The sequence below is a fragment of the Mycobacterium sp. FW102-FHT13B02 genome (assembly GCF_058790275.1).
In genome coordinates this window covers 1-4,677 of record NZ_JBYTCM010000053.1, presented here as the reverse complement: position 1 = coordinate 4,677, position 4,677 = coordinate 1, and the positions used below count along the sequence as shown (strand labels likewise).

The 4,677-nt window shown below is 70.2% G+C and carries 8 protein-coding genes; 2 read left to right on the top strand and 6 right to left on the bottom strand.

The genetic code is table 11. From position 1 onward, the window contains the following. Window positions 1-255: 255 nt before the first annotated feature. Window positions 256-711 carry a hypothetical protein gene (locus AC3WTE_RS32390; protein ID WP_492443708.1) on the top strand — a complete coding sequence of 152 codons (456 nt, stop codon included), beginning with the start codon at window positions 256-258 and terminating at the stop codon, window positions 709-711. Between the two features lie 97 nt (window positions 712-808). After that, window positions 809-1,339, top strand: coding sequence for a hypothetical protein (locus AC3WTE_RS32385; protein ID WP_492443707.1), 531 nt, complete (start codon window positions 809-811; stop codon window positions 1,337-1,339). Between the two features lie 535 nt (window positions 1,340-1,874). Here the strand turns inward: AC3WTE_RS32385 and AC3WTE_RS32380 are convergent. Genes AC3WTE_RS32380 through AC3WTE_RS32355 form a run of 6 tightly spaced genes read right to left on the bottom strand, consistent with a single transcriptional unit; the run spans window position 1,875 to window position 4,561 of the window. After that, window positions 1,875-2,096, bottom strand: a complete 222-nt coding sequence (locus tag AC3WTE_RS32380) for a hypothetical protein (protein WP_492443705.1) — start codon at window positions 2,094-2,096, stop codon at window positions 1,875-1,877. A gap of 19 nt (window positions 2,097-2,115) precedes the next feature. Next, complete coding sequence (locus AC3WTE_RS32375; RefSeq protein ID WP_492443703.1) at window positions 2,116-2,778, bottom strand: chymotrypsin family serine protease; 663 nt, start codon at window positions 2,776-2,778, stop codon at window positions 2,116-2,118. 19 nt (window positions 2,779-2,797) lie between these two features. Beyond that, entirely contained in the window at window positions 2,798-3,151 is a 354-nt protein-coding gene (locus tag AC3WTE_RS32370; RefSeq protein WP_492443702.1) for a hypothetical protein, read from the bottom strand. Between the two features lie 50 nt (window positions 3,152-3,201). Beyond that, window positions 3,202-3,387, bottom strand: a complete 186-nt coding sequence (locus AC3WTE_RS32365; protein WP_492443700.1) for an amidohydrolase — start codon at window positions 3,385-3,387, stop codon at window positions 3,202-3,204. Next, window positions 3,384-3,938 carry a hypothetical protein gene (locus AC3WTE_RS32360; RefSeq protein WP_492443699.1) on the bottom strand — a complete coding sequence of 185 codons (555 nt, stop codon included), beginning with the start codon at window positions 3,936-3,938 and terminating at the stop codon, window positions 3,384-3,386. Before AC3WTE_RS32360 ends, AC3WTE_RS32365 begins: the two co-directional genes overlap by 4 nt. Continuing rightward, entirely contained in the window at window positions 3,935-4,561 is a 627-nt protein-coding gene (locus AC3WTE_RS32355) for a hypothetical protein (protein ID WP_492443697.1), read from the bottom strand. Before AC3WTE_RS32355 ends, AC3WTE_RS32360 begins: the two co-directional genes overlap by 4 nt. Window positions 4,562-4,677 lie beyond the last annotated feature (116 nt).

The following is a 4,677-nucleotide window of genomic DNA, read 5'->3' as shown; positions in this document are numbered from 1 at the left end:
AGTAGGACGTCCCGACAAACCTTGCAAAACCCAGCAACCGCGGAGCCAGACTGCGATGTTCAATGGGATCGGACAGCGGTGAGCGGAGGGGCGGGCGGGCGAGGGAAGGCGAGGCGTGGCAGGGAAGGGGGCGGAAAGGTGGGTGAGAGGGCGCGTGAGGGGCGGGCGGGCGGTAGGGGGTGTGAAGTGGTCGGCGGAAGATTGGTGGGAAATGACCGTCGCGTAGGGCGTCGGGCCGGGCTTAGCGTGGCGGCTATGGCATCGAGTCCGACACCCAAGAGCGCGAAGGCGGCGGCGCGGCAGGCGGCGCGTGAAGCGGCGACCGTCGCGCAGGAACAGATCGCGGCGCGAACCCGCCGCAACACCGAAGATTTGACGAAATTCTTTGCCGCACAACAGCGTGGCGCGACCGTTGACGACTGGCTGACCGGGCGTATCGCGGAGCTGCGCCAGCAGGCCGAAGCGCGGAAGGTCGGGCACCGGCGCGCAGCAGGTGCCGCGCTGGCGGCGATGCGCGAGCGCGGTGAGACCGTTCGCGACATCGCGGGGATGACCGGGATCGGCGAGAAGACCGCGCGCGAACTGATCAAGCTGGCCGCTGCGGTCGAAACCGCCGCGCCGGTGGAGCCGGCGTCCGTTGGTGACACAGCGGGCGCTGGCACCGCAGAGTCGGCCGAAACGGCCGACGGGCCGGTCGGTCTGTCGGCGTAGATCGTTGAACATCGGCGGTCGGGCGCGGCGGCCGATGTGTCAGCCCGCGCAGGCATACTCGGCGCGGATAGAGTCCGGCGTTGGCGGGAGTTCGGCTTTGGGGAGTTCGCAACCACTACGGCTGGTGGTGGATCGCCGGTGTCATGCCGACGAAATCGCGCGCTTTGAAGCCAGCTATGTGCGCGGGCCGGACGCCGACGATTGCGCGATCTGGGTGGGCCCTATCGGAACCGATGGATACCCGCGGTTTTGGGTCCGGCGCGGCGGTCCGGACCGGATCATGCTGCGCGGCGGACGGTATGCAATTGCCCTGGCACGCAACGGGGTCGCGCTGGAACCGTGGGAGCGGGCGCTGCACGGCTGCAACAACCCCGCGTGCGTACGCCCCTCTGACGCGGCGGACCGTGGTCTGGTCCACGTGGTCGCCGGGTCGCAGCAGCAGAACATGATTCAGATGGCCCGCTCGGGCCGCGGCGGTGGCCGCAAACTGATCCAGCGAGGCGGTGCCGGGATAGCCGAACGGCGTGAACGTGCGGTCGCCCTGCGCGAGGCGGTTCGGCACGGCTGGGACGCCGACGCGGTAGCGGCGGCGTTGCTGGCGCAAGGGAACCACCTGACCCTGTGGTGACGGCGCGGCCAGACCTGCTGCGGTGCTGAGGAATTGCACGGACCGACACGTGGCAGATGGGTTCGCGCAGCCCGGAATCACTACCGATGCACATGGGCGGGCGGCTCCGTGAATTGGTTGGCGCTGCGGGCCGCGTGGCGATGGGTTGGCGGGGCCGGATCGCGGTGGACCTCACGTGATGGCTGAGGGACCGATGGGAGGCGGCCGTTGTGCAGGGGCGCCCACCGCGACGTCCATGCTCGGCGACTGGCGGCCCGTGACGGGCAGCGCGGGGCCGTGGCGTGATCGAGGTGTACTACGACCAGTCGCGTGGGTCGGGCACTGTTCAGGGGCGTGGCGCACCGGCGGCCAGGATCGGATCAGGACCAGGCCGAAGGCGGCCACGCGGTCGAACGCTGCGACGCGTGAGAAGCGGCCCGAGTGCGCTGGGGTCGGCGGTGGCGGGGCGTGTCGGCGCACCGGGCGCGCTGGGCTGGTGATGTGGCCTAGCGGGCGGCGTGGTGTAAGCCGCGGCGGCGGGGCTGGCAGAGGGTGGCTAGGGCTGGGGTGGCGATGGTGCTGCGGGCGTGGGGGATTCGCCAATCAGTCGCCGAGCGAGGTGGTCGTGCGGTCCGTTGTCGCGGCCGGCCCAGTCGCGCTGGTCGTCGGTGTCGTAGTAGCGCTCGGGCTGGAACAGGTTGGGGTTTCGGGCGGCGAGGGATTCGCATGCCTCGAACAGGATCTGGGCGATCGATTTTGGTGGCCGGGGTGGGCACATGATTGTCCTACCGCGGCGGCTAGTCGGCGCTGCGGGTGTGTAGGGCGGCCAGGCCCGGGGTGAGGGCGGCGAAGCGCCCGTAGTCGCGGCCGTCGCCGGTGGTGCGGCCGCCGAGCCAGATGCCGATGATTTCGATTCGTCCGTCGGCGTGCACGGTCCAGACGGGGCCGCCGGAGTCGCCGGGGATCGAGCGGGCCATATCGCCGGTGAGGTATTGGTCGGGTCCGTAGGTGTCGGTGACGTGACCGCATTGGCGGCCGCTGGGTGCGCCGGTGTGGCAGATGCGTTCCCCAACAGCGGGGGTGTGGTGGTCGTCGGCCAAGGGGCTGTCGCCGATGAACGGCATGGGCACGGTGCGCGTACCGAAATCGATCAGGCCATAGTCGGCGCCGCCGGTGTGCGGGGGATCGACCAGGGCGCGCACGATGGTGCCGCGCTGGGCGGTGGCGCGGTCGACGATATGGCCGGCGGCGTCGCAGTGTCCGGCGGTGATGCCGTAGGTGTGCCCATCGGTGCCGCTGTAGGTGTATCCGAGGGTGCAAAATTCGTTGTGGCCGCTGGGGCTGGTGTAGTCGAGTTCGTCGCCGGGGCTGATCGACGGTAGGAGGGCATGGCTGATCGGCGCGGCCGCCAAGTAGAGGGTCGCCAGGGCAGCCAGTGCGGCAGGAACGGAACGCTTCATCGCTGCGGCCGTCCGGGGACTAACGCTCGCCGTGCGGGGTCGGCGGCAGTAGCGCGAATCGGTCTAGGGCTCGTGCGGCCGAACGCGCGACCATCCTGAATACGTGCCAGCTGGCGGCCGCGGCAAAAACGACGGCGAGGACGGTGAGGGCCATCGCTACCGGCTGCGACATCTCGGCCGGGTGCCCGGGATCGTTGATCGCGTTCATCGTGACCATGAACCGTGGAATTGCGGCGAAGAAGGCCAACGCGAGCGCGCCGGCGAGGATGGCAGCACCGGCCGCCATGCTCAGCGCGGCGAGGTCAAGGGCAAGCCCCCGTACGTGCCATTGAAAAGTGCTGTGGGCTCGGCGGGGTTCGGGTGTGGTGTTCATGAGGTGACTTTCTTGTCGATGGGTGGACGGTATCGCTGGGGACTGACGTTTCAGGCGGCTCGATGGCCGCGCGGGTGGCGCTCGGCGCGGCGCTGGGCGCGGGCGTGCATGGTGTCGATCCAGGCGGACGCAGCGCGCACAGATTGGCCGTGGTGCCGCACGGTCGCGCAAGCACGGGCCGCGGCCTGGTGGTCGAGGTCAGCGCGCGGTTCGAGGGGCGTGTTGCGATCGGTCATGCCGGGGTCCTTTCGGCTTCGGTGGTGCGACGGGTGAGATCGGCGAGTTGGGCTGCGGTCGCGGTGAAGTTGGCAGTGAGGTCGGCGAAGTCGGCGCCGCTGGTGGCCAGGGACTGCATCCGAGCCCCGCATGCGGCGTAGGTGCGGCGGTAGGCCTGGGCGAGCACGCCCGTGGCGTAGGTACGAGCGGCGCGGCGGGGCTCGATGACGTGCGAGTAGGCGTCGAACAGGTACAGGGCAAGTTCGTGCCGCGCCCGTGCGGTGGGCGGCTGTGTCGGGCGCAGGGCTTGGCGTGCGGGCCGGCGCATTCCGGCGACCAGGACGGCGATCGGGGTGGGGTTCTGGTCGGCGTCGACCAGGTCGGCGACGAGCTCGTACACCCAGCGGGTCTGGGGGTGCCACAGTGCCTCGGTGGGCACGGCGTTAACCAGGGGACGGGCGGCCGGTGCGGTGAGCCACAGTAGGGCGCCGATGAACTGATCTTCGATCGGACGCGCATCGGGGCCGTCGGCGGCGGGTCCGGACTGGGGCGCGGGGGCGGTGATGGTCATGACACGTGGGCTCCCCACGCAATTAGCACGTAGTACCAAACAAGGGCCGCCGCTTGATGTTCGGTGGTCTCCGGTGGCAGTACGTCGGTGACGGCGGCGGCGATGGCGGCCGGGTGGTGGCTGTGGGCGGACACGGTGGCGCGGTGCCGGATCGTCTCGATCAGGTGGAGGGCGGGCCGGGCGACGCTGTCGAGGCCGGCGAGGCGGGCTGCCTCGGGGAGTGTCGCGCCGACCGAGCGGGCGCCGCGGGCCTCGGCCCGGGCTGTGGCCAGGACGCCGCCGGGGTAGTGCGCGGGGTCGGCCTTGACGGGGGAGTGGTCGTCGATCCAGCGGCGGGCTTCGCAGGCGGCGAAGTACGGCGCGGGGACGGGAAGGGTTGGCGCCGTGTGTTGTTCGATCACTGCGGTGCCGCTGACTCGGGGTTGGCGGGCCGGTGTTGGGTCTTCGAGTTCAGCGAGGCTCAGCAGCTCGTAGCAGGTGTGCGCCGCGGTGGTCTGGGTGGGCCGCAGGTAGTAGTCGCCGGTGATGGCGTGGCGCAAGAGTGCGTGATGGGCGGCGCGGAACGTGGTGTGCTCGGAGACCGTGGGCGGGTGAGGGTCGCGGCCAATGGTCAAGGTGTGCATGAGACCTCCGATGGTGGTGGGGACTGGGGCCGGGGTTAGGCGACTGGCGGACGGTCTATATTCGTGTGTGCTGTATTCGGCACTGTTCTCCTTCATTTCATCGGGCCTGCTGGCGT